We start from the raw sequence: 23377 nt of genomic DNA, 5'->3' as shown, positions 1-23377 counted from the left end.
TATTAACTTTTCAGAGGGTGCAGTGAGTAATTACTGCACCTGTTTAATAGAATCAATTACTTACACAAAAATAGTATAGGAGGTAACCGAATGTCTACAGTAAAAAAAGAAATAGTCAAAAAAAACAAGATCAGTTCTAGTAAGGGTTTCTTTCTTGCGGTTTGTGTTGCTCCTGCATTTGTTTTGTATTTAATATTAGGTGTTTATCCTGCTATTAAAGTATTTGTTAATTCACTTTATAAGTGGAGTGGATTATCACCTACAAAAACATTTATAGGACTTGATAATTTTAAGACATTATTACATGATCAGAAATTTGCTCTTGCTTTTAAGAATACCGTATTTTTAATGATTGTTACAACAATAATCACTATGGTGATTGCATTGTTTTTTGCTTCAACATTATCACGTAGTAAATTCAAAGAAAAAAATCTATACAGAGTATTATTCTTTTTCCCAAACGTATTATCAATTGTTGTTATTGGGATATTATTTACTTATATATATGAACCTAACAGAGGGTTATTAAATGCTGCACTAGGGCTTATAGGATTAAATGGTAAGACATGGCTTGGAGATTCGAAAACTGTTTTATGGGCTATCTCAGGGGCAATGATATGGCAGGCTGTAGGATATTACATGGTAATGTATATGGCTGGTATGGATTCCATATCACCTTCATTCTATGAAGTGGCTGATCTAGAGGGAGCATCAAAATTCAAACAATTCTTCTTAATCACGATACCAATGCTTTGGGAGATAATAAGGGTAACAATAGTATTTTTTATAATATCTTCACTTAATATGAGTTTTCTTTTTGTTACGGTCATGACAGGAGGAGCACCTAATGGTGGGTCGGAAGTTTTACTGTCATATATGTATAGTCAAGCATTTACCAACTCTAATTTTGGATATGCAATGGCTGTTGCTGTAGTAGTATTCTTATTTTCATTTACGCTGGCTATTATTAGTAGAAAATTAACTGAAAAAGAAAATGATAATTATTGATGGGGGTGAAATCAATGAAAAATAATAAAAAAGATGATAAGAAAATAAATGTTGGTAATATAGTCACTAGAATAATATTAATTATTGCATCCATACTTGTAGTATATCCCATATTCTGGGCTTTCACAACCTCTTTCAAGACTAATAGAGAATTTTTGACAAGTCCTTGGAAGTTACCATCTGGTTTACATTGGGAAAACTATACTAATGCTTTGGTGAAAGGTCATATGGGTTCATATTTTATTAATTCCATTGGTATAACAATTATTGCAATAGTAGTTTTACTTGCATTAGCTGTTCCAGCAGCATATGCACTTTCTAGATTCAAGTTTAGATTCAGTAAATTGATTAGTTTAGTATTTATGGCAGGGCTTTTTGTTTCAGGGTCTTATACTGTTGTTCCATTATTTACATTAATGAATAAAATGCATTTATTAAATAATAGACTAATGCTTGCAATTTTATATTCAGTAACGACATTACCATTTAATATATATCTATTAAGCGGATTCTTCAAAGGTATATCCAAGGAATATGAAGCAGCGGCTTCCATTGACGGTTGTGGATACTTCAGAACCCTTTATAGTGTAATAGTTCCTATGGCAAAACCAGGAATGGTTACAGTACTCATGTTTGCGTTTATGAGCTATTGGAATGAATATATTTTAGCTTTTACAATGATAAGAGATGATACCAAGAAGACTCTTTCAGTAGGTCTTAAGAACCTGATGGAAGTTCAGAAATATGCTACTGACTGGGGTGCCATGTTTGCAGGACTGGTTTTGGTTATGCTGCCAACAATGATATTCTATATGGCTGTACAGAAAAAACTCACAGGAGGATTATCTCTGGGAGGATTGAAAGGATAAAATTATTTTTTCGACGTTATATAACAAATATATGGATAAAATACAATTTTACTACAAAAGTTTCTTGATGTTTTTTTTATATTAAGGTAGTATAAATTAAGATATCTAAGGATGTGGTTAGATGAAAAAAAGGATACTACCTAGTCTGAAATTACAATTTACAGTTTTAGTATTAAGCATTATTATTGTGTTTATTTTTCTTAATATGATAACTGGAAAATTAATTAGTAATCTATTATTTGAAAAAAATCTTCAATATAGTAAAACCATATCACAGAAATTAGTACGTGAACTAGAATATACTAATAAGAGAATGGTAGCTGCATCAAGTACATTACAATATGAAAGTATTTTACAGAAATATTTTAAGGAAGAGCTGGATTTTGATACAATCACTAAAGTAGAAAAAAGTATCTCAGTACTGAAACTATATTATGACGATATATTTGATATTGCCCTTATAGATAAAGAATACATAAACAGTATTTACTTGGAACGAGAAATCTTGAATGAAATTGTCGAGAGGGCAGAAGATAATAGAAGACTTAAATGTGTAGGGTTATATGAACAAAATTATATGGATAAGAATATAACAACCATTGCATTCGATAATAAAGTTTTTGGTACTGATATGGGAGATACTTATGGTGAATACTTTGGAGATATTATCATTTCTGTCAATGTAGATACTATATTGAAAAATTTCGAAGCAAAGACGGTTCAAGGAATTAATTTTGTGATACTTGACAAATACAATAAGTACCATCCAATCAACTGTACAAAAGAAGTTGGGAAAGCTATAGTTGATAAAATTGGTGGTATCGCATCAAATAAAGATATGTTTACTGATAATAAAAGTATTATAATAGTGGAAGAAATAAAAGATATGGATTTATTTATAGTAAGCAATATAGATAAAGAATATACTAAACGGGATGTAGGATATATTCAATCGGTTATTTCAATCATCTGCATAATATTTATAATCATAGTTTGTTTTGCATTCATGGTCATTTATAAAAATACAGTTAAGCCAATTCATAGTATAGGTGATTATCTGAAAACAATAATAGCTGGAAATTATAAGAAATTAAAAGAAAAAGTTATTGTAAATGGGAATAAGGAAATTGTTGAGCTTGCCGTCGACCTTAACGATATGATTGACGAGATAAATACTCTGACACATAAATTAGTTAACACAAGCAATAATTTATATCAAGCTGAGATTGAGAAAAAAAGAGCTGAGATTTCTTATTTGAGAAGTCAAATTAATCCTCATTTCCTATATAATACACTTGAAACCATTAAAGGTATAGCAATGACCAACAATATTATGGAAATATCAACTATTGCTCAATGTCTAGGTGATATATTCAGATATAGTATTAAAGGTTCAAGTGAAGTAACTTTAGAAGAAGAAGTCAAGATGATAAAAGCTTATATTGAAATTCAAACTTTCAAGTTTGGTAATAAAGGAACAGTATTTTACAATATCAATAATGAAACTCTTAATATCATAATACCTAAGATGATTATGCAGCCAATTGTTGAGAATGCATTTGTACATGCTATTGAAAAAAATACAGATGATACAACCTTATATATAGGAACGAAAATTGATAAGGATAATCTAATTATCATCATTCAAGATGATGGAGTTGGTATTGAACCATGTGAATTAGATAAAATCGTTACTAGCCTTAATTGTGAAAATGATTTTAATTCTAATCACGTAGGTATATCAAATGTGCATAGAAGGTTAAGAATGATATACGGTAATGAGTATGGTGTCAGAATAGAGAGTGCTGATGGAGAGGGAACAAAAATAAGTATCATGCTTCCAATAAACAGGAAACGATTTGAATGAAAGGTTGATTTAGATGTATAAAGTAATGATAATTGATGATGAACCCATGATTATACAATCTATTAGATCAGGAGTTAATTGGGAAAAGCTGAATTTGGAACTGGTATATACTGCAACCGATAGCCGCCAAGCGCTAGATTATGCACAAGAAAATCATATAGATATTGTAATATCGGATATCAGTATGCCGCCTTTTAACGGTCTTACATTATGCAGTGAAGTTGCAAAAATCAATAAATCGATACAATTTATTATTATTAGTGGTTATGCCGATTTTTCATATGCAAAAAAAGCTATACAGATTGGTGTAGCGGGATATTGTTTGAAACCAATTGATTATTCTGAGATGATGTCTGTTCTAAAAATAGCAGTAGATAAGATAGAACCTAAGAATGACTTTATGGAATACGATTTTATGGAATATGTATATGAAAATGATGTAAATGAAATAAAGAAATTTCTTATAAAGAATAAGATAAAAGATAAATTCCATATGATTATGGTAATTGGTAAAGAAAATCTATCCAAATATATTCAGGTTCATCATCTCATGTTCAATATTGGGATAAACAAATATCTATATATATTAAATGATGATGTAAGCAAGTTGATGTTTAATACTGAAGTGAAAAATAACACACTTATAGATGGGATAGGGATAACAACTGATAAAGTAAGCTATGATGATCTCTTGGAAAATATAGATGATATCATGGTAAAAAGTTATTATTTCTTTTTTTGTAAGAATGATAAGATATTTATAGAAGAAACTAAGAAGCTAGATGATTATTACAATAAGATATGCAAGGATATAGATAAACCAGCTAAACTTAAAGAAAATCTACTGGAATATTCTAAGATACCTGACAAAATGATGAATATCAAACAAGCAATGAAGCTTCACAATATGATATTAAATAAATATAGAGGACCTATAGGTGAAGAGGATGACCTTAACATATATAGTTTTGATGAGCTTGTAAGAAACTATGAAAGCTTTGATAACATGATAAACAATTTACTTGTGGTGATCGAGAATTCATTTGAGAAGAATGATTTGACTTTTGAAAGTTATAATAAGAATTTTATCAAGGTAATCAAGTATATAAATGCAAACTTTACAAAGAACATATCTATAAAAGATATTGCAGAAGAATTATTCTTGAATCCTAATTATATAAGTCAACTATTTAAAAAAGAGACAGGAACCACATATGTAAAATATCTAAATGGACTTAGAATAGAAAAGGCTAAAGAATTATTGCAGAAAACTGATATGTCCATTAATGATGTATGTATCAACAGTGGATTCAACGATTATTTTTATTTTATAAAAAAATTCAAGAAATATACTAATATGGCACCATCGTATTATAGGAAAAACAATTTATAATCATTATCAAGATTAATGAGGTGTTATCTTATGAAAAAAGACAGATTAATATACATATTATTATTGATTATAATTATGATGTTTACAGGGTGTAAAAAGAATAATAGTGAAGTAGTTGATGTTAATAGAAAAGAACCAATTAAGATTTCTATAGCCTTTTGGAATATTGATAATGCCCTAAGTGGTGGAGATAATGATAAGATGTTACAACAGATTCAAGAAAAATTGAATATTAAACTAATACCATATGAAATTACTCACGATGATGATAGAAGAAAGCTGAAATTACTGGCATCATCATCTCAATTGCCAGATGTAGTAGCAATCGGTGCGATTGGTACACCTTTATATTATCAATGGATCGATAAAAAAATTATCAAGCCATTACCCAAGAATCTATCTAAGTGGACAAACCTTAATAGTTATATGAATTGTGCGGAAATGAATCAATTCAGGCACTCTGATGGGAATTATTATGGGATACCAAGAAAGACATATGATAATGGTCATAGTGTAAAACTAAGCGGAATGGATAGAAAGATTTTCTATAGATATGATTTAGCCAAGAAAGCTGGGATAAATGAAGAGCCTGAAACCTATGATGAGTTTCGGGCTATGATCAAGGCTATCATAAAAAATGATGCAGAGAATAAGCAAATTGAGGGAATGGCTGTTACGGTACCATTCATATTGGATAGCTTTTTCATGTCCTATAGTGTGCCTCTTGCGATGAGTGATGGTAGTGGAAGTGATTTCAAATGGATTAAAAAGAATGACAAGTACATTCCAGCTTATTTTGCTGGAGATTTAAAATCAGCTTTCAAACTAGCAAGAGATATGTATGAAGAATCTACCATAGCTAAAGACATTCCTTTGGCAAAAGAGGAACAATCAATAAATAAATTCATAAATGGTTCATCATCTGCTTTATTAGGTAATATGGCAACCTGGAAACTTGCTAAAAGGTGGAATGAGAAATATCCTAATAAAAATTTTGAAGACCATGTTAAAATTCTTTCACCTTTAAAATCAATAGATGGCAATACCTATGGAAGTGTATTCAAAAAATACTGGTCGGAATCATATATAACAACAGAAGACCCTGTCAAACAGGAAGCTATTCTTAATCTATATGAGTATTTTTTGAAAAATGAAGACATGCTTAGGCGAGGATATGAAGATGAGGATTATATATCTGCAAATGGTGTGAAAATAGCAAAACAAGGCAATGATATTAACGACAAATACCCTATTACTTTACTTGCGGATTTGGTGCAGTGGAATAATGTACATAGATATCTAACTCTTACAGGGGATCCAACGAAAGATAAGTATTATAAAATGGATGTGGAGTATAGCTATCAACTATTAGAAACGGATTTACCTAAATATTATGAGATAAACTTATCCATGCAAACTCCAACAATGAGTAATTTTATGATAAAACCAGCAGATGATATCATTAGGGTTATGATAGGCAGAGAGAGTGTAAACAAGATGTACGATGATATAATGAAAGATTATGAGAATAAAGGGCTTTATAAGATGATAGATGAAGTGAATGAATTAATGGATGATCTGAATTAATTAGTCTTAAGGATTAATTAAATGATGAAATTAGGAGGTATGAACATGAATACTAAAGGAAGAGTAACTCTACCAACAGATGTAGATATTATAAATGAGACTCTTGAGACCATGGAAAGATTAGGAGTTGACGCACTTCGTGATTGTGATGGAACTGAGTTTCCAAAAGAACTATTAGGCAAAGGTGCCAAGGTATATGCTACATATTATACAACTAGAAAAGATAATGAGTGGGCGAAGAATAATCCTGATGAAATACAACAGATGTATCTTGTAACGGAACCGGAGACAGCAATTGGTGAAAGCCTTGATATAGAATTGTTACGTGATTTTTATAAGCCACAATTCAAGGTTAATACACTTCATGATATTAAACGCTGGTGGGAAGTAATAGATCGTACTACAGGAGAAGTCGTACCTGTATCCCATTGGAGTTATACTGAGGAAACTGGAAAAGTAACAATAAAGACAGACAAATATCATGAGTATACTGTTAGTTTTCTTGCATTCATAATGTGGGACCCAGTTCATATGTATAACTACATTACTAATGATTGGAAAGATGTACCTCATCAAATGACTTTTGATGTAAGACAGCCTAAAACACAAAAATATGTTAAGGACAAGATGGCAAAATGGTGTAAAGATAATCCTAACGTTGATGTAGTCAGGTTTACTACATTTTTTCATCAATTTACACTTAATTTCAATAATGAGGGTAAAGAAAAATTTGTTGATTGGTTCGGTTATTCAGCAAGTATCAGTCCTTATATCTTAGATAAATTTGAAAAAGAAGTAGGATATAAGTTCCGTGCAGAGTATATCATTGACCAAGGATATCAAAATAATACTTTCCGTATACCATCAAAAGAGTTTAAGGACTTTATGGATTTCCAACAGCGAGAAGTTGCATATTTAGCAAAAGAATTAGTTGATCTTGTTCATAGCTATGGAAAAGAAGCTATGATGTTTCTTGGGGATCACTGGATTGGAACAGAACCTTTCGGAAAATATTTTCCAGAGATTGGGCTAGATAGTGTTGTTGGTTCGGTTGGAAATGGTACTACACTGAGACTTATTTCAGATATACCTGGAGTAAAATATACTGAAGGTAGATTTTTACCATACTTTTTCCCAGATACATTCCACGAAGGTGGGAATCCTAAAAAAGAAGCGGTAGAGAATTGGGTAACTGCAAGAAGAGCCATTCTACGAAGTCCAGTAGATAGAATCGGTTATGGAGGTTATTTGAAACTTGCTCTTGAGTTTCCAGATTTCATGGATTATATCGAAAGTGTCTGTAATGAATTCCGTACTCTCTATGATAATATCGGAGAAGGAAAACCATATGTAGCACCATTCAAAGTTGCTGTCTTGAATTGTTGGGGTAAGATTCGCTCATGGGGAACTTACATGGTGGCACATGCACTATGGAATAAAAAATGCTACTCATATGGTGGAATATTAGAAGCATTAGCAGGTATGCAGTTTGATGTGAAATTCATCAGTTTTGATGATATAAAAAATGATAAATCCATATTAGATGACGTAGGTGTAATCATAAATGCAGGAGGTGCCTATACTGCAAATAGTGGTGGGGAAAATTGGGCTGATGCAGAGATAGTAACAACAATTAAAGAATTCGTTGCTAATGGTGGTGGATTCATTGGTGTTGGTGAGCCAAGTGCATATGAGCAAAATGGACGATTCTTCCAAATGGCATCAGTACTTGGTGTAGATCGTGAACTTGGTTTTAGTCTATCAACTGACAAGTACAATTGGGAGGAGAAACCACATTTTATTACTAAGCAATGTAATGAAGACATTGATTTTGGAGAAGGCATAAAAGATGTATATGCATTAAAAAATGCACAGGTAATTGTTAACCGTGGTGGAGATATTGAGATGGCTGCAAATGAATTTGGAAATGGACGTAGTGTTTATCTAAGTGGACTTCCATATAGCTTTGAAAATACACGTATATTATTCCGATCTATATTCTGGGCGGCTGGTAAAGAGAATGAAATGGAAAAATGGTATAGTGATAATATTAATGTTGACGTACATGCATATATGAATACTAAAAAATATTGTGTTGTAAATAATACATATACAAAACAGTCAACTACAATTTATAAAGGTGATGGAACATCATTTGAAATAGATTTACAAGAGAATGAAATCATATGGTTTAATATGTAGGATTCAAGGAATATAAACATATTTATAAATTTAGGCAGGTATTTATTTAATAAAGTAGATACCTGCTTTGTTTAATTAAAAAAGTGAATAGGTAATTATTATATTAATTTAGTTATGTTATGTAATTTATAAGAAATGCATAAAAAAATAATATATATCAAGTAATTAATGTAATAAATATATAAGATACTAAGATTTGGACATAAAAGAATAATATTTTTACATACAGACTAATGAAAAAAATTGTTAATATATATATGTTATTGGTAATAATAACTTAAATCTATAATTTTATTTGTATCGAGGGGTTAAAAAATTTACAGCATTCTAGAAGAAACTACAAAACTAAAGGAGAGTGAAAATCATGTACCAAAGAAAATTAGCTAAACGCATAGCTGCATTAGCTATGTCAATGATGATGATGGTTTTTTATGTTCCAATATCAGCAACAGAAGGCGAGGTAACAGCAGAACAACCAAAAGATATTACTATAGAGGAAGTAAGCGATAATCCTGTAGAAGAGCAGGTAGAGGAGCCAGAAGATTCATCTGTAGAACAACAGGTAAATCCAGTAGAAGGAGAGAAACAAGAAAATCCGGTTGAAGAATCAAAAGAGGACCCTAATGAAGGACAAGTAGTAAAGCAAGATGCAGAGCAACAGGAGAAACCACTAGAAGAAGCAGAGAATGAACAGAAGGAAACATCAGAAACACCAACAGATAGTCTTTATGAGCAAGATTATGATGGTGAATGTGAATTCTCAATACTTACAGGTGAGGGAACAACCGTAACTGAAAACGGTGTATTAAATTTCACTAACGCAGGGGATACAAGAATAATTGATACAAAATCAAGTGAAATTGCAGATGGTGAAATAGAGATTGTATTCACTGTTCCAGACGATACAATGGGACAATTTGGAGTTTTAGTTCGAAGTATAAATAAGGCTAATTGGCTTTTAATCGGAAATGATGGAACGGCTTGGGGGGTAAACAAGGCAGGTAAATGGGATTTTACCACTCAAGGAAAAACTTTCAGTAAAGATGAAATAGTCAAATTGCGTGTTAAGTATGAGGGAAAAAATATAATTATATGGGCGGCAAAAAAAGATGGTGACAATGGTTTTGAAGATTTTGGAACACCAGTATTGAATAAATCTTATGATTGGCTACCTATAAATAGTGGTTACCAAGGCTATAGGAAATGGTTTTCAAATGTAACGACAAAAGTTGAATATATGTATTCTGGCGGTATTGGAGCTATAAATGGAGAGCCCCAAGGGATCAAAGATGATACTATTATTGTTGCACAAGATCAAGCTGTAACACTTCCATCAACAGTAAAAGTCATCTATAATGATGGTGCCTTGATTGAAAAAAGTGTAACTTGGAATACTCAATCAGTAGATACATCAAAGCCTGGTACAGTACAAGTTAAAGGTACAATTGAAGGTATGTCTTTTGAGCCTACACTAAATGTACAAGTTAACTCTAGTATTGTTTCAGAAGTTACTCCAATAAAAGTTAACCTAGTTAAAGACAGCGTTGATAAAAGTCATCTACCTACAAAGGCATTTGTTAAGTTGAAGGTAGATGAAAATACAACAATAGATACAGTAGCTAATATAACAAGCTGGTCAGAACTTACTACAGAAAATGAAACTTTTACAGCTACTGGGGTACTTGATCAAAATACTGAAGATAATTCTTTTGCAACAGTTACAGCTACTGGAAAGATCATTGATAAATCTTCTTCAGTAAAATATACTCAAGAATATACTGCTCCAGAAGGTATTACATGGAATACAATAGATGGTTCAGGTAGATACGATATTGATAAAACCCAAGGGGAACTTACTATAATAAATGATGCAGATAGTAATTATAGTCTCGTAGAAAATGAATCACCAACTATGGGAAATGGTGAATTCAGTGTAACAATGAAAGCAACTGAGGTATCACAATATGGTATTTTGTTCAGAGCTATAAGTAATAGCCAGTATGCAGGAATAATATATAAAGGCGGAACAGATTGGGCAATAACAGGATTTAATAACTTAGAAAAATCATTCACTGGTCCAGAGATTGCTGAGAATACTAATGTAACAATTAAATGTAGATATATTGGAAACAAAGTAACTGTCATCATAAATGATAATGTATGTCTTGATGAGATAGTTACTGGTATAACCCTTGAAAAAGGTAAGGCAGGTTATGTAAACTACGGTACAGCAAAAACTCTAAAGGTAACTGAACTGATAAATGGTGAAGTTGGTACAATCATAAAGACAGCTATTCCTCAGATTACATATATACCAACATACAAAGTTCAAACATATCCACGTGTAATGCCATCTCTTCCATCAATTATGGATATCAAATACTATGGTGGTATAAGTGGCAGGTCACAGATAATATGGAATCATGTTCCTATTAAAGATATAGTTGCTAACACTACTCTACAAGTTAGCGGAACTATTGAAGGAGAGCTTTTTGAAAATCTAGCTGCCATAGAAGTGCTAAATGAAGAACCACGTTCCTACGAACTTGATTTTGAGAATAAAGAAACAGCAACAGATGGTTGGAAAATAGGCAAGGGGTCTGGTTCTATATCTGCAACAGATGACGGTAGACTTTTTATTGATGGACTTTCGGATCAAGGAGTTGCTTATTTCAAGCTAGATGATACTCCTGCTTTAAAAAACATGATATTTGAAGCAGACGTAGAATTTGTTCTAGCTACAGAAGATTCAGTATTCAGGGGCGGACCATTAATCAGATATATAGATTCCAATAACTGGGCAAACATTTCTCTAGATGTTGGAAAGCTAGTATGGAAAAACGGACAAGGCTATGGTTCATTTCCAGGTTCATTTTCTCCACAAAAGGGAAAAGTGTACCGAATGAAATTAAAAGCACATGAAGGTAATTTTTCCATATCCTTTGATGGAAATGAAATTGGTAAGCAATCAGTATCATCTCTTCCAGATGGCGAAGGATATATTGGTTTCCATAGTTGGGCAGGACAGTCTTTCATTATTGATAATGTAAAAGTAACAGAGATACCTCCTCTTGCTCCTCCAGCAATAGAAGAAAAAACAACTATAATATCTTCCGAAAAAATGGATGTTACAGTAGATGAGAATTTTCCAAGGGTATTAAGTTACAAATGGAAAGAGGATGGTTCAATACTCCATGGTGAAGATGAGCAACTGTTCATTATGGAAGTTAATGGTGAACAATATATCCCTACAGTTACATCAACAATCGCAGAAGATAAGTCTTCAATCATATATACAATGAAGGATTTTGGTAGTACAGGAATTGAACTTCAAGGAAAGATTAGTGTCATAGATAATAAACTAAGATTTGAAATCATCAACGTAATAGAGCCAGATGTTAAATTCCAAACTCTTAATATACCAAAACAAAGCTTAACATCAGTTAAAGCTTCTGAAAACGGTAAAATAGCATCTGTTATAACTACAGGTGATTGGAATAACATTATTGAGAAATTTTCATCAGTACAAGAGCAGACACTTGGAGTACAAGGAAAAACCTATGCTTTTATCAGCAATAATGATTTTGCAGTAAGTGTTGATTCAAATGTTACAACAGGTGGTTCAAGAATTTCTCTTTCAACAGATAACAGAGGTGCTGATAAGAAAACTGGAATAGGAGCAGGAGCTTGGACATATAGAGAAGAATTAGGAAAAGCCGATACAGGAGCAGACTATTTCCAAGAACATAAACCATGGGTGCAGATTGCTATTGCAAAAGATGAGAACAATGATAGTATCATTGACTGGCAGGATGCAGCGATATTGTATAGAAAAGATATGAAAATACCTTTTGGTGGAGAAGATATCAAGAATAATATTTCATATGTATCAATGAATATAGGATATACTCAAAATCCATTTTTAAAAGGTCTTGACATGGTTAAGAACATATATAATTATACTGATGGTTTCGGTCAGATAGTCCTTGAAAAAGGTTATCAGGCTGAAGGACATGACGATTCACATCCTGACTATGACCATTTTGGTATTAGACAAGGTGGTATCAAGGATTTTAATAAACTTATTGAATCAGGAAAAGATTATAATGCTAAGATTGGTATTCATATTAATGCGACAGAATATCATCCAGATGCATTTACATATCCACAAAATATTGTAAATCTTAATTCACCAGGCTGGGGTTGGTTAGATAAAGCCTATTATGTAGACCAAAGAAAAGACATAACTACTGGAGAATTATATAGGAGATTAGATTTATTGAAGAAGGCAGCTCCAGAGCTTAATTTTGTATATGTTGACGTATACACAGGTAATGACTGGAATGCGGCTCAACTAGGTGAAAAAGTCAATTCACTTGGATATATGCTTGGAACTGAGATGAATGGACCACTAGAACAATATGTTACATGGACTCATTGGGGAGGAGATGCAGCATATCCAAACAAAGGTAACAATTCACAGATTATGAGATTTATCAAATATAATACTCAAGATACCTTTGTAGGAGACCCTTTACTAAAAGGTAACAAACATTTATTACCTGGAGGCTGGGGTGATCAGCAGACAGTTCTAGGTAAAATGGGTACAGGAGTATTCTACAATAATGATTTACTTACTAAATATATGCAGCACTTTGAAATAATAAAAATGACATCTGACCAAGTTGATTTTACTGAAGGAGTAAAAGCTGTTCGTGAAGATAGTAATATCAACTATTATAAAGATGGTAGATTAATAGCTACAACTCCCGAAGATTCATATAATGATACCTATGTAGGTAAAACAAAATTATTCTTACCATGGGCACCTAATGCAGATGATGGCAACAAATCAACTAATATAGAAAAGATATATGCATGGACACCATTTGAAAATGATACAACTCAGTGGACACTTCCTTCTGAGTGGAGTGATAGTACTAAACTAAAACTTTACAAGCTTGATGATCTAGGAAGACTTTATGTTAAAGATATTGATGTAACTGAAGGGAAGATTACACTTTCACTGGAACAAAATATTCCTTATCTAGTAACACAAGAGGAATTACCAGAAAATAGGTTAGATACTTGGGGTGAAGGACAGCAGATTGTTGATCCTGGATTTGATTCAACAGGGTTTGTTAACGATAATGTAACAGGTGCTGGATGGACAAAAACAGGGGAAAATGTATCAATAGTAAAAGAAGTTGAAAACGCACATCAAGGCAGTCCACGTGGTGGTAATGATATTCTTAAGATAACAAATGGCGAAGGTGGTATCAGTCAAGTTATCAATGGACTTGTAGAAAGTAAAACATACTCTATATCCACTTGGATTCAGAATAATGATGAAAGAACAGTAACACTGAATGTTAATTGTGGCGGTAAGGATTACTCAACATTAATTACTAGAAGAGGTAAAGAAAGAAGTGGACAAGCTGTAAAATTCAAGGGTGACACATTCCTAAGAGCAAATGTAGAATTTACAGTTCCAAAAGGTGTATCATCAGCGAATGTTACAGTTAATGTTGCAGAAGGTAATGGAACAGTATGTATTGATGATTTTAGATGTTATGAAGAGCCTGGTGTGACTAGTGAACAAGGATATGTATTCTATGAAGATTTTGAGAATGTAGATGAAGGTATTTCACCTTTTGTACTTGCCTCAGGAAGAGGGAACTCTAATAGAAGCCATTTAGCTGAAAAAGATTTATATGGCCGTCAATTCATGAGTTGGGTCATTAACGGAAGATTTTCATTGAAATCCAATCAGCAAGATGGTGAAACAGGTGAGATGCTTATAACAGAAGACGGAGCATTTACACTAAAACCAAACACAACTTATGAACTAGGTTTGACCTATGCACTAGCTAGAGATGATATAAATTATACATTGAATATTAAACAACCTGATAAAACAGCAGTAGCTAATATTCCTCTATCAGTAACAGGCAGTTCAAATGCGATTGAACAAATAGACAGAGGTGTAGCTAAAAAAGTTAAGACAACATTTACAACTGGTGACAATACCGATGGATTGTATATGACTCTTGATAAACAACAAGGGAAAGAACAAATTATCTTAGATGATATATATATCAAAGAAGTAACTAATGATGCAGAGCCAAATCTAGCTTATGTAAACTTAAATACATCAGTTAATGAGATAAGTCTAGATATGGACTTCATACCATTCAATGTTACTGCTCTAATGAGTAATGGTGCTGATGTAGATATGAGTAAAGCAGTATTGACTTATGATATTTCAGATACAACGGTATTACAGATTAGTGATAACAAGATTAATCCATTGAAAAAAGGTACTGCTGATATTACAGTCAAAGTGACAGTTGGTGACAAAACAGTTAGTTCTAATACTGTGACTATTAAAGTTGGTGACTGTAAAGTAAATGAGTATTATTCAGTTGTCTTTTATAAAACAGCTGATGGTACAGAGATATATAACTCCGCCAATGTAGTCAGTGGTTCAACTATTACTCTACCAAGCAATCCATCAAGAAATGGTTATACATTCAAAGGATGGTATACTGACAAAAATCTGACAACAGCATTTGACGTAGATAATAAAATTTCATCAAACATTACCCTTTATGGAAAATGGCAGAGAAATAATACAGGAGTTTATTATCCATCTGATGAGACTACTGGATCAACAGAATCAACTGAGCCAAAGGTATCAGTAGAAAAACCTGTTGTAAAAACTGATTCTGATACAGGAGTAACCAAGATTTCACAAAGTTCATCACAGATAGCTACTGTAACACAAGGTACTGCAACAGCAAAAGTTACAAGTGATACAGCAGACACATTAATTAATCGTATCAAGAAATTGGAATCTGATTACAAAGAAGATGAAAGTACATCAATAATTGAGTTTAAAGCAGAATTACCAAAAGGTGTAAAGACTAAAAATATAAAAGAATCTAAAGTAGAATTCAAAAAATCTACAATTAATAAAATTGCAAAAGAAACAAAAGCAAAAGTATCTATAGAAACTCCAATAGCAGAGTTTACTTTTGACAATAACGCAATAGAAAGTATTGGCAATCAAGCTAAAGGTAATGATATTAAAATAAAAGCAAAAAGAATTGATAAGGCTCAAATACCAAATGCAGCAAAAGAAGTTGTTGGAGAACATCCAGTATATAGTTTTGATGTAATATCAAGCAACAAGAATATTTCTTCATTTAATGATGGTACAGTTACAATAAGTATTCCATATACATTGGATAAGAATCAGTCACCTGAAAATATTGTTATAAACTATATTGATGATACTGGGAAGTTAGTAGTAGTTAGAAATTGTATATATGATAATAAGACTGAAAAAGTAATATTTAAAACATCTCATTTATCTACATATGCAATAGGATATAATGACACTGAATTCGTAGATGTGTCTACAAACTGGGCAGAAGATTACATAAATTTTGTCGCTGCAAGAAAGCTGTTCAGTGGTACAGATACTAATAAGTTTAGCCCAAATACTACTATGACAAGAGGAATGTTCGTAACAGTTTTAGGGCGTCTAGAAGGTATTGATACTAGTATATATGCTGATTCATCATTCACAGATGTAGATTCTGCTGATTATTATGGAGCTTATGTAACATGGGCAAAAGATAAAGGTATAGTAGATGGTGTTGGAGATAATAGATTCGCACCAAATCAAAGAATAACACGTGAGCAAATGTCAGCAATACTAGTAAACTATGTAAAACAAACAAATAAGAAATTGAATAATATTAATGCAAGTAACTCTAAGTTCACTGATGATACAAGTATTAGTAGTTATGCCAAGAATGCAGTTATGCAAATGAAAAAATGGGGACTTATTGCTGGTAAGAAAGGCAATAAATTCGATCCTACAGGAAATGCAACGAGAGGTGAAGTAGCAAAAGTAATAACAGAGTTCATTAGTAACTCTATTAATAATTAAAAAATATGTAGTATAAAACCATCATAGTTTTATTAAAATATAGTCCCAAAGGATAGGCTAAGCTTACAGCCTATCCTTTGGGACTTATTTTGTTGAATAAAATAAATGGGTAATGATACAATATAAAAATGAATTTAAAATAGGTAAAACTTTTTTTAATAGCTATACGTCTATATAGTGTCAGACAATTTATGATACGTATCAGTGAGGAGCTTTATTCAATTATGAGAAAAAGGGATTTAGAAAAAATAGTTGCAAATTATATTATCGATAATAAAGAAAAATATTATAGATTGGCGTATAGCTATGTAAAAAATCCAGATGATACATTGGACATAGTACAAGAATCTATTTATAAAGCTCTTTCATCTATAAATAAACTAAAGAATCCTGATTATATTAATACTTGGTTCTATAGAATAGTAGTTAATACTTCTTTGGACCATATACGTAAACAGAAAAAGTTAGATGTAGTAGATGAAGTAACCCTAGAAAAATACAGTGATGGAATACATGATAATTACCAGAATGTAGACTTATTAAGAGCTCTAGATGATTTACCAGTAGATTATCGAAGTATTATAGTACTTAGATACTTTGAAGGGCTGAAGATTGAGGAAATAGCAAATGTGTTGAATGAAAATGTAAATACTATAAAAACCAGATTATACTCTGCACTTAAAAAATTAAGGATTAAGCTTGATGCTTAACTTTTAGGAGGTAAATTATGAGTGATAAAAAATTAGAAAAGCTAAAAAATGAATACATGAATATACCTGTATCAGACAAATTGGATTTTATAGTAAAGGATTCTATAAGAAAAGGAGTTAAGAAAAATATGAGAAAAAATAATATAATAAGATGGGTTGGAGCAGTAGCTGCTTCCTTAGCTATATTTGTAACAGTAATAAATTGTAGTGAATCATCTGCTAAAGCTTTATCAGATGTTCCAATTATAAGTAATCTAGTAAAAGTATTTACATTCAGAGAATATAAGGTCAATGAAGATAATCATGAAGCCAATATCAAGGTACCTTCCATTGATGGGTTGGAAAATGAAGAATTAGAACTTAGCTTAAATGAAAAATATACCCAAGAGGGTAAAGAACTATACAATAAATTCATGGATGAAATAAAAGATGAGGAGGAGTATAAAGGACCTTCAGCAGTGAACAGTGGATACAACGTGATAACTGATACTGATAAAATATTTGCTATAGAAAGATATATAGTTGAAATGAAAGGTTCATCTCGTGAAAAGATAAAATATGATACCATTGATAAAGAAAAAGAAATACTAATAACCCTACCATCACTATTCAAAGATGATTCATATATAGAAATAATCAGCAATAATATTAGAGAACAAATGGAACAACAAATGAAAACAGATGAGAATGTGACATATTTCTTTGCTGATAAAGAAACAGGTGAGACTGGTTATGATAAAATAGCTAGTGATCAGAACTTCTATATAGATGATAAAAATCAATTGGTTATTTCATTTGATGAATATGAAGTTGCTCCAGGATGTATGGGAGTAGTTAAGTTCGTAATCCCAACAGAGGTTATATCTGATATTTTAGTTGGAGATGAATATATTAAGTAGAGAAATAATGGGGCTGTCTAATAATACATTTGGAGAGATGGTCACAAATTTTGGAAGATAGACTAGGTTTATCACAACCTACTCTATCTTCCTGTTTATTTTTTTATATACTCATCAAAATTTTCTTGGAAATAGAAAGAATTTACATCTGCACGGATATGATGATGAACAAGTTGTTCTATCTTATCTGTTTTTCCATCAATGATATACTTTAGTATTAATTGATGTTCTTCCAATATTTCAGTAAGTTTTTCTTCTTTTAACATATTCAGTTTTCGATATCTTATATAATGAGCATTAAATTGTTGAATTATATCCCATAAAAACGTGCGTCCAGCCAATGTGAATAGAGTTTTGTGAAAAGCATCATCCAGATACATGAAATCGTTGAAGGAATCATGTTTTTTTATACAATCTTCCTGTTTTGTCAAGATGGTTTTCAATTCATGCAATCCTTTTAAAGGGATATTTAGAGATAATTCTTTAATGATTTCCTTTTCAAGTGTACTTCTAAGATATATAATCTGTTCTACAGATTCTAAATCGATGTATGAAACTATACTGCCTTTTTGAGGGTATATATCTACATATCCTTCCCCAGAAAGTTGTTTTAGAATATCACGAATGGGAGTTCTAGATATCCGAAAACGCTCAGATAGAGTTGTTTCACTAATTATTGTGCCTGGTTTTATTTCCATACACAATATTTCTTCTTTCAGTTGCTTTATAATTTCTTCCTTTTTTGATGCCATCTAAGTTCCAACTTTCTATATATGTTGAACCTATTGTTAAAATATTAACTAGTATACAAGTTAATTGTTTAACGATAAGTATTTTTAATTATATTACATCTACCAAGCAATAAGTGGTCTAATTATTAATCAATTAGAGGTTTTACCGATATATTCAAGTATACATAAAAATATATGATTGGTAAAGGAAAAAATGAAAAAAACACATTGACAAAAGGTATATGTTTATTATACTATTAAACTATAAGAACTTGTATACAAGATATTTTCCTAAGAAATAAACAGATTAAGATTATTTATTGAAACTTTTTAATAGCATTGAATACAAGGAGGAATACTATGCAGATGACATGGAGATGGTATGGAGAAGGAAATGACTCCATAACCTTAGACCATATTCGCCAGATTCCTGGAGTTACAGGAGCAGTTTGGTCTTTACATGATAAAGTGGCTGGTGAAGTATGGGAAACAGATAGAATCGAAGAAGTAGTAAGTCAAATAACTAGCAAGGGATTAAGCCCAGCAGTAGTTGAAAGTGTAAATGTTCATGATGATATAAAATTAGGTTTACCTAGCAGAGATAAGTATATTGATATTTACATTGATACTATCAAGAAACTATCCAAGGTAGGTGTCAAAGTTATATGTTATAATTTTATGCCTATATTTGATTGGACTAGAACGGAATTATACAAGGAATTGCCAGATGGTTCTAATGCTCTGTTCTATGAGAAGAATGCCATTAAAAACGATCCTAAAACAATGGCTCAGAAGATACTAGATGGAGCAGGAGAATTCACTATGCCTGGCTGGGAGCCAGAACGTATGGCAAAATTAGATGATTTATTTAAAGCTTATGAAGGAATGACAGAAGAGATTCTCTTTGATAATTTGAAGTATTTTCTTGAGCGTATCATTCCAGTATGTGAGGAATATGATGTGAAGATGGCTATTCATCCAGATGATCCACCATGGCCTATTTTTGGATTACCTCGTATTATTCGCAGTAGAGATCATATTAAGAGATTTCTTGAATTAGTAGACAGCCCTTATAATGGATTGACTCTATGTACGGGTTCTCTAGGACCTAACCAAGACAATGATATACCAGGTATTATTCGTGAATTCCATGACCGAATACATTTTGCACATATACGTAATGTCAAAGTCTATGAAAACGGAGATTTTATTGAAGTATCTCATAGAGGAAAAGACGGTAGTGTAGATATATATGAAGTGTTGAAGGCATATCATGATAATGATTTTGAAGGATACATTCGTCCTGACCATGGTAGACATCTATGGGGTGAGGAAAAAAATTGTAGACCTGGTTACGGATTATATGATAGAGCTCTAGGTGTCATGTATATGTTTGGTGTATGGGATAGTCTTGATAAGAGAAAGGAGGAGCTTGATGTTAAAGTTAAATAGAGAGAGCATAGAGAATAAATCAGCATGGGAAGCGATAGGTGTTGAATTACCAAAGTTTGATTACAATACTGTTTTAAGTAAAACAAAAGAAGAACCTAAGTGGGTACATTTCGGAGCTGGTAATATATTTAGAGGATTCATCGCTAATGCTAATCAAAAGTTACTTGACACAGGTAAAGCAGATACAGGAATAGTGGCTGTAGAATCCTTTGATTTTGAAGTAATGGACAAAGTATATGAGCCTTATGATAATCTAACATTATTAGTATTAATGAATGCTAACGGTGATTTTAACAAAAAAGTTATTGGTAGCATAGTTGAAGGAATAACAACAGATAAGAACAGGACTTCCGACAATGAAAGATTAGTCAGTATATTTGAGAATCCAAGCTTACAAATGGTAAGTTTCACTATAACTGAAAAGGGATATTCCTTAACAGATGCTTCTGGTAGTTTTATGACAGTTATACAAAAAGACATAGAAAATGGACCAGAAAATCCTCTTCATACTATGAGTATAATTACTTCATTAGCATATCGCAGATATCAAAAGGGTAAATTCCCAATGACATTCGTTAGTATGGATAATTGTTCTCATAATGGAGATAAATTAAAACAGGCAGTAATAACAATAGCAAAAGAATGGTTAGGAAAAGGTTTCGTTGAAGAAGGTTTCATCAATTATCTTGAAGATGAAAATAAAATAACATTCCCATTATCAATGATTGACAAAATAACTCCAAGACCATCAGAAACAGTAAAAGAAGCCTTATGTAATGAAGGAATAGAAGATATGGATGTAATTATTACATCAAAGAATTCTTATATGGCACCATTTGTCAATGCTGAAGTAAGCGAATATCTTGTTATAGAAGATAAGTTCACCAATGGCAGACCAATGCTTGAAGAAGCAGGAATCATATTTACTGATAGAGAAACAGTTAATAAAGTAGAAACTATGAAAGTAACAACGTGTCTTAATCCTTTACATACTGCATTGGCGGTATCAGGATGTTTACTTGGACATACTTTGATAGCTGATGAAATGAAAGATGAAATATTGAAAAAATTTGTTACAACTATTGGATATGAAGAAGGGTTAAAAGTTGTTGTTGACCCAGGAATCGTTAATCCAAAAGCCTTTTTGGATGAAGTAGTCAACGAAAGGTTTGCTAATCCTTTTATACCAGATACTCCTCAAAGGATTGCTACAGATACATCACAGAAAATGGGTATCAGATTTGGTGAAACAATAAAATCTTATGTAAAAAGAGATGACCTTAATCCAGAGGATTTAGTAGCTATTCCATTGGCTATTGCAACTTGGTGTAGATATCTATTAGGTGTTGATGATAACGGTAAGGAATTTGTTCTTAGTCCTGACCCATTGATTGATGATTTACAAGCCTTAGTAGAAGGAATTAAGCTAGGAGATACCACAGCAGATATTAGTGGTATTCTATCTAATAAAAAAATATTTGGTATTGATTTATATGAGGTTAATCTAGGTAAGAAGATTGAAGATATGTTTATGGAAATGATTCAAGGTACTGGAGCTATACGTAGTACATTACAAAAATATGTTGGTTAAGAGATAATAGAGATTAATGAAACTGAGACATGAGTATGTAGATGTCTCGGTTTTTTTATGTATTTTTTTATTAGGTCTATTACTATATCAACTACTTATTCTTGTTTTTTACTATACAACCATTATTGATATAAAAACTACTTAATCATAATAAAGTTGTAGATTTTTATGTAGAGATTAATTCATTAATGTGATGGATTAAAACATGATAATCTGATAAAATAAAGTCATATAATTTAGAATAAATACGAATAGGAGATAATAATATGGCACTAATTGAATGTAATTTTACTTCCAAAGTACTCGACTTAACGACTGAATTAATAGCTATTCTACCAGAAAAAAGTATAGGGTCCAATAAGAAATATCCAGTACTCTATCTATTACATGGCTTATCTGGAGGACATAAAGACTGGCAGAGAAGAACCATGATCGAAAATTATGTAAGAGATAAAGAATTGGTAATCATAATGCCAAATGTTCATAGAAGTTTTTACACAGATATGAAGAATGGTTATAAATACTTTACCTTCGTAAGTGAAGAACTCCCTGCTGTTGCTAGAGAATTCTTTCCTATCTCAGATAAAAGAGAAGATACATTTGTAGCAGGATTATCAATGGGTGGATTCGGTGCAATGAAACTTGCTCTTAATCATTCTGATAAATTCAGTAAAGCAGCTAGTCTATCAGGTGCATTAGGAATGCTTGGCAATATGGAAAAAATGGAGGAATACATTAAAACCAATAAAGATAACCCAGTACCAGATAATATTTCTTTTCAAATGGAGGAAGTAAGAAATATATTTGGGAGTTATGAAGAAATGAAAGATAGCTGCAATGACTTATTTTACGTTATGGATAAGAATATAGCTGAAGGCAAGGATATGCCAGACTTCTATCAATGCTGTGGTACAGAGGATTTCTTATATGAAGATAATATCAATTTTAGAGATTATGCTAAATCAAAAGGATTAAATCTTACCTATGAAGAATGTCCTGGTGAACATACATGGGATTTCTGGAATAAGATGATTGAACACGTTATTGAATGGTTAGATATTTAATAGATTATATAATGAGGATTAATAATAACTAATCAGGGGGAATT

13 protein-coding genes are annotated in these 23377 nt (G+C 31.7%); 12 read left to right on the top strand and 1 reads right to left on the bottom strand.

Annotation, left to right across the window (positions count from 1 at the left end; all coding sequences use genetic code 11):
• Positions 1 to 90: 90 nt before the first annotated feature.
• The 9 genes from ACX6CF_RS13450 (at position 91) to ACX6CF_RS13410 (ending at position 18495) form a co-directional block, all read left to right on the top strand.
• A complete protein-coding gene (locus ACX6CF_RS13450) occupies positions 91 to 1008 on the top strand; it encodes a carbohydrate ABC transporter permease (protein WP_458785855.1) in 918 nt (305 codons plus the stop codon).
• A 14-nt stretch (positions 1009 to 1022) separates the two neighbouring features.
• A complete protein-coding gene (locus ACX6CF_RS13445; protein WP_458785854.1) occupies positions 1023 to 1877 on the top strand; it encodes a carbohydrate ABC transporter permease in 855 nt (284 codons plus the stop codon).
• A 121-nt stretch (positions 1878 to 1998) separates the two neighbouring features.
• Entirely contained in the window at positions 1999 to 3744 is a 1746-nt protein-coding gene (locus ACX6CF_RS13440; protein ID WP_458785853.1) for a sensor histidine kinase, read from the top strand.
• Between the two features lie 13 nt (positions 3745 to 3757).
• The gene (locus tag ACX6CF_RS13435; protein ID WP_458785852.1) at positions 3758 to 5137 is read left to right on the top strand and encodes a response regulator transcription factor; all 1380 of its coding nucleotides are present in this window, start codon (positions 3758 to 3760) and stop codon (positions 5135 to 5137) included.
• Positions 5138 to 5167: 30 nt separating this feature from the next.
• Positions 5168 to 6724: a type 2 periplasmic-binding domain-containing protein gene (locus tag ACX6CF_RS13430; RefSeq protein WP_458785851.1), complete on the top strand. Its 1557-nt coding sequence runs from the start codon at positions 5168 to 5170 to the stop codon at positions 6722 to 6724.
• A 39-nt stretch (positions 6725 to 6763) separates the two neighbouring features.
• Complete coding sequence (gene gnpA / locus ACX6CF_RS13425; RefSeq protein WP_458785917.1) at positions 6764 to 8926, top strand: 1,3-beta-galactosyl-N-acetylhexosamine phosphorylase; 2163 nt, start codon at positions 6764 to 6766, stop codon at positions 8924 to 8926.
• A 364-nt stretch (positions 8927 to 9290) separates the two neighbouring features.
• Positions 9291 to 16886, top strand: coding sequence for an endo-alpha-N-acetylgalactosaminidase family protein (locus ACX6CF_RS13420; RefSeq protein ID WP_458785850.1), 7596 nt, complete (start codon positions 9291 to 9293; stop codon positions 16884 to 16886).
• Positions 16887 to 17110: 224 nt separating this feature from the next.
• Positions 17111 to 17596 (top strand): sigma-70 family RNA polymerase sigma factor, encoded by a 486-nt coding sequence (locus ACX6CF_RS13415; RefSeq protein ID WP_458785849.1) that lies wholly within the window; start codon positions 17111 to 17113, stop codon positions 17594 to 17596.
• Between the two features lie 17 nt (positions 17597 to 17613).
• Entirely contained in the window at positions 17614 to 18495 is an 882-nt protein-coding gene (locus ACX6CF_RS13410) for an RsiV family protein (RefSeq protein ID WP_458785848.1), read from the top strand.
• Between the two features lie 95 nt (positions 18496 to 18590).
• Here the strand turns inward: ACX6CF_RS13410 and ACX6CF_RS13405 are convergent, their stop codons facing one another.
• Positions 18591 to 19247 carry a GntR family transcriptional regulator gene (locus ACX6CF_RS13405; protein WP_458785847.1) on the bottom strand — a complete coding sequence of 219 codons (657 nt, stop codon included), beginning with the start codon at positions 19245 to 19247 and terminating at the stop codon, positions 18591 to 18593.
• Positions 19248 to 19586: 339 nt separating this feature from the next.
• On the opposite strand from ACX6CF_RS13405, the gene uxuA reads away from it, so the two are divergent.
• The 3 genes from uxuA (at position 19587) to ACX6CF_RS13390 (ending at position 23333) form a co-directional block, all read left to right on the top strand.
• The gene (gene uxuA / locus ACX6CF_RS13400; RefSeq protein ID WP_458785846.1) at positions 19587 to 20678 is read left to right on the top strand and encodes a mannonate dehydratase; all 1092 of its coding nucleotides are present in this window, start codon (positions 19587 to 19589) and stop codon (positions 20676 to 20678) included.
• On the top strand, positions 20662 to 22269 hold the full coding sequence (locus tag ACX6CF_RS13395; protein ID WP_458785845.1) for a mannitol dehydrogenase family protein: 1608 nt from the start codon (positions 20662 to 20664) through the stop codon (positions 22267 to 22269). Before uxuA ends, ACX6CF_RS13395 begins: the two co-directional genes overlap by 17 nt.
• A gap of 266 nt (positions 22270 to 22535) precedes the next feature.
• Positions 22536 to 23333: an alpha/beta hydrolase gene (locus ACX6CF_RS13390; RefSeq protein ID WP_458785844.1), complete on the top strand. Its 798-nt coding sequence runs from the start codon at positions 22536 to 22538 to the stop codon at positions 23331 to 23333.
• The last annotated feature ends 44 nt before the right edge of the window (positions 23334 to 23377 follow it).

This window comes from Vallitalea sediminicola, assembly GCF_054408565.1.
Note: the sequence above shows the minus strand (reverse complement) of the source record. Positions and strands in the feature narration are given on the sequence as shown.